A 3,944-nucleotide genomic window follows, 5' to 3' on the forward strand; every position below is an offset into this window, starting at 1 on the left:
GCCTAATCGGCCGCAAAAACTGTTACCAATTTTTGTATTGTTCGTTCTTTGAGCAATGCCTTTTTGTCATACATTTTTTTAAAAATAAACTTTTAAAAATTTTTTATTGACTTTTACTAGCTGGTCTTAAAAAATTATTGATATAGTTTATTATATTAAGTGAACTTAGCAATGGTACTATATAAGTAAATAACTAATTGTAGTATATATAAGTTAATAGTAGTAAAAATTAATTTGTAGAATAAAATAAAAAGGAGTAAAGATTTATGAGGTTATGGCATGAAGATTTAATTTCCAAGTTACCAAGGCAACAACTTTTAGGTCAACATAGAGAAATAGCTGCATTAAGAGGAAATGCATGGGGAAAACCTCATTCTGTTGTTAATTATGTATTTAAATATAGTCCATATAGATTATATTTATATCACCTAAAGGTAATGGATGAAATGAAAAAAAGAGGGTATAAACCGGATAAATTATGGGAAAATCCCTATTATAGAGGGAAAAATTGTGAGGCTCATAGATATTTAGATTTAGAAAATATTATAGGTAAAATATATCCTGAACATGATGATAAATATTATAAAGAATGTATTGAAAATTTGAGAAATAAAGGAATACTATTATGAAATATTTTTAGCAAATTAAATTTATATTATATAAGTTATTGACATATACCCAAAATGTAGTATTATATAGATAAAGGGTAAATACCCAAAATAAAAAATAAAAAGGAGATGGGATTATGCCAAGAAGAGATGGTACAGGTCCTATGGGAATGGGAGAAAGAACTGGAAGAGGAGCAGGTTTTTGTAGTGCTGCAAAAATTGCAGGAACAATTGGAGGACTAGGTTTAGGTCTTGGATTAGGACTGAGAAGGGGCTGTAGAAGAGGATTAGGATTAAATAATTACAATGATGTAATTACTCCTGAAAATCAAAAAAAGTTACTTATGGAGCAAAAGTCTATTCTTGAAGAAAAGCTTAATTATGTGAAGGAACAATTAAATAATTTAGAAAAGGATAAATAAGGGATGATTTCAACATCCCTTATTTGTTATGAAAATCTGATTTGGAGGTGTTAGATAATGGCTAGACCAAGAAAATGGAGAAGGGTTTGTACTCTTCCACAGATTAATAAATTTGGTCCTGTAGATAAATCTGATATTGTAGATGAACTAATAATGACGGTAGACGAATATGAAACAATAAGACTTATGGATTTAGTAGGATTGAATCAAGAAGAATGTGCAAATACTATGGGGGTTGCACGTTCAACAGTGCAAAGAATATATAATGATGCTCGTAAAAAGTTAGCAGATAGTTTGGTAAATGGAAAGATATTAAAAATAGAAGGTGGAGATTACAAGATTTGTGGTGATTTTGAAAATAAAAAAAATTGCCAGGGTTGTATTGGTGGAAGGCATAGGCATGGTAGGATTTAGGTGGAATTTATAAAAAATTGTGATGCAATTTTTTTAGTTAAGAGTTAAGAGGGAAGAGTTAATAGTTGCGGAGAATTTTTCTTTATTGGCATTATGAAAAATTTTTGATTTGATTTCTAAAAATTATTATTATCTCAATCTATGGGTATGTGGTCTTATTAGACTTCAAACTTCAAAATAATATAATTTTAAATTTTTCGTAATATTAATGGAGAAAAATTATCCACAACTTTTAACTCTTACATTTTATTTCTTAACTAAAAAGTTATAATGCTAGTGTTAACTGGAAGTTAATATAAACTTTTCAAAATAATACATTGACAAATGTGAAATAATATGTTATATAAAAATAAGAGTTAGCACTCGATGAATAAGAGTGCTAATAAAAGTAAATATTATTTATTATGGAAGGAGAGATTTAATTGGAAAAAAAAGAATTTAAAGCAGAATCTAAAAGATTGTTGGATTTAATGATAAACTCTATTTACACAAATAAAGAAATTTTTTTAAGGGAACTTATTTCTAATGCCAGTGATGCCATTGATAAAATATATTATAAAACATTAAAAGATGAAAACCTTCAATTTAATAAAGATGATTATTACATAAATATAGTTTCAGATAAGGAAAATAGAATATTAAAAGTAATTGATACTGGCATAGGTATGACAAAGGAGGAACTTGAAGATAATCTTGGAACTATTGCTAAAAGTGGATCCTTAGCTTTTAAAAATGAAAATGAAATAAAAGATGGCTATGATATTATTGGTCAATTTGGAGTAGGATTTTATGCAGCTTTTATGGTAGCGGATACAGTTACAGTTATAAGTAAAGCTTTAGGTAGTGAAGAAGCTTATAAATGGGAATCAAATGGAGCAGACGGATATACTATTGAAAATTGCACAAAAGATTCAGTAGGTACAGAGATTATATTAAAAATAAAAGAAAATACAGAAGATGAAAATTATGATGAATATTTAGAAGAAAGTACATTAAAGAATATAATAAAGAAGTATTCTGATTTTATTAGATATCCAATAAAAATGTTTGTTACTAAAACAAAGCTTAAAGAAGGTACTGAAAATGAATATGAGGAATATAAAGAAGAAGAAACTATAAATAGTATGGTGCCAATTTGGAGAAAAAATAAAAATGAGCTTACAGAAGAAGACTATAATAATTTTTATTTAGAAAAGCATTATGGTTTTGATAATCCAGTTAAACATATTCATATAAGTGCAGAAGGTATTATAAGGTATAATGCTATTTTATTTATACCAGAGAGAATTCCTTTTGATTATTATACAAAGGAATATGAAAAAGGCTTAGGATTGTATTCTAATGGTGTACTTATTATGGATAAGTGCCCAGATTTATTACCAGATTACTTTAGTTTTGTTAAAGGAATGGTAGATTCAGAGGACTTATCATTGAATATTTCTAGGGAAATGTTACAACAAGATAGACAACTAAAATTAATAGCTAAGAACATTAAGAACAAAATAAAAAGTGAATTATTAGATTTATTAAAGAAAGATAGAGAAAAATATGAAAAGTTTTATGAATCCTTTGGCAGACAATTGAAATATGGGGTTTATAGTGATTTTGGAACTAATAAAGATGTACTACAGGATTTACTTATGTTCTATTCATCTAAAGAAAAGAAACTTGTAACTTTAGATGAATATGTTTCAAGAATGACTGAAGAACAAAAATATATCTATTATGCTTCTGGTGAGTCAAATGAGAGAATTGAAAAACTTCCTCAAACAGATTTACTTAAAGATAAAGGATTTGAAATACTATATTTTACTGATGATATAGATGAATTTGCAATTAAAATGCTTATGTCTTATAAAGACAAAGAATTTAAATCTGTTTCCAGCGGTGATTTAGGTATTGAAGAAAAAGATAATGAAAATAATAAAGATTCAAAAGATAATGCTAATAAAGAATTATTTGTTTCTATGAAAGAGTTACTATCAGGTAAGGTAAAGGATGTAAGAGAATCAAAGAGATTAAAAAATCATCCAGTATGCTTAGCAAACGATGGAGAAATTTCTATAGAAATGGAAAAAATATTAAATTCAATGCCAAATAATCAAGATATTAAAGCAGATAAAGTATTGGAAGTTAATGCTAATCATGATATATTTAAAGTGTTGAAAGATGCTTATGAAAATGATAAAGATAAACTAAAATTATATACAGAATTATTATATAATCAAGCTCTTCTTATTGAAGGATTACCTATTGAAGATCCTGTAGAGTTTACAAATAATATGTGCAAAATAATGAAATAAAATTAGGTTATTGAATAAAAAACCATTAAAAATAAGCTGTATAAAAATAATAATACAGTCCCATAAAGAAAGTTTGTAAATAAGTCATTTCATTAAGACACTCTAAGAATAAAAAATAAAAAAACTCCTACCCAATTTATGCCCCGTCCTTGGGGCGGAAATTGGCTCATCACGTCCTGTGATGAATTACGGAGTTT

At 26.9% G+C, this 3,944-nt stretch carries 4 protein-coding genes; all 4 read left to right on the forward strand.

Features of this window, described 5'->3' with window-relative positions; genetic code table 11:
• The first annotated feature begins 266 nt into the window (after positions 1-266).
• The 4 genes from CLOACE_RS11415 to htpG all read left to right on the forward strand — a co-directional run bounded on the left by CLOACE_RS11415 (position 267) and on the right by htpG (position 3,747).
• Positions 267-629, forward strand: a complete 363-nt coding sequence (locus CLOACE_RS11415) for a TIGR02328 family protein (RefSeq protein WP_070111376.1) — start codon at positions 267-269, stop codon at positions 627-629.
• 116 nt (positions 630-745) lie between these two features.
• Entirely contained in the window at positions 746-1,030 is a 285-nt protein-coding gene (locus tag CLOACE_RS11420; RefSeq protein WP_070111377.1) for a DUF5320 domain-containing protein, read from the forward strand.
• A gap of 57 nt (positions 1,031-1,087) precedes the next feature.
• Positions 1,088-1,444 carry a DUF134 domain-containing protein gene (locus CLOACE_RS11425; RefSeq protein WP_070111378.1) on the forward strand — a complete coding sequence of 119 codons (357 nt, stop codon included), beginning with the start codon at positions 1,088-1,090 and terminating at the stop codon, positions 1,442-1,444.
• Positions 1,445-1,866: 422 nt separating this feature from the next.
• Positions 1,867-3,747 (forward strand): molecular chaperone HtpG, encoded by a 1,881-nt coding sequence (gene htpG, locus CLOACE_RS11430; RefSeq protein WP_070111379.1) that lies wholly within the window; start codon positions 1,867-1,869, stop codon positions 3,745-3,747.
• Positions 3,748-3,944: the final 197 nt, after the last annotated feature.

It is taken from the genome of Clostridium acetireducens DSM 10703 (assembly GCF_001758365.1).
GTDB classification, from domain to species: domain Bacteria; phylum Bacillota; class Clostridia; order Clostridiales; family Clostridiaceae; genus Clostridium_C; species Clostridium_C acetireducens.

Coding starts and splice junctions, on each gene's coding strand:
- CLOACE_RS11420 (WP_070111377.1), top strand. CDS start 746: ATGCCAAGAAGAGATGGTACAGGTCCTATGGGAATGGGAGAAAGAACT.
- CLOACE_RS11415 (WP_070111376.1), top strand. CDS start 267: ATGAGGTTATGGCATGAAGATTTAATTTCCAAGTTACCAAGGCAACAA.
- CLOACE_RS11425 (WP_070111378.1), top strand. CDS start 1,088: ATGGCTAGACCAAGAAAATGGAGAAGGGTTTGTACTCTTCCACAGATT.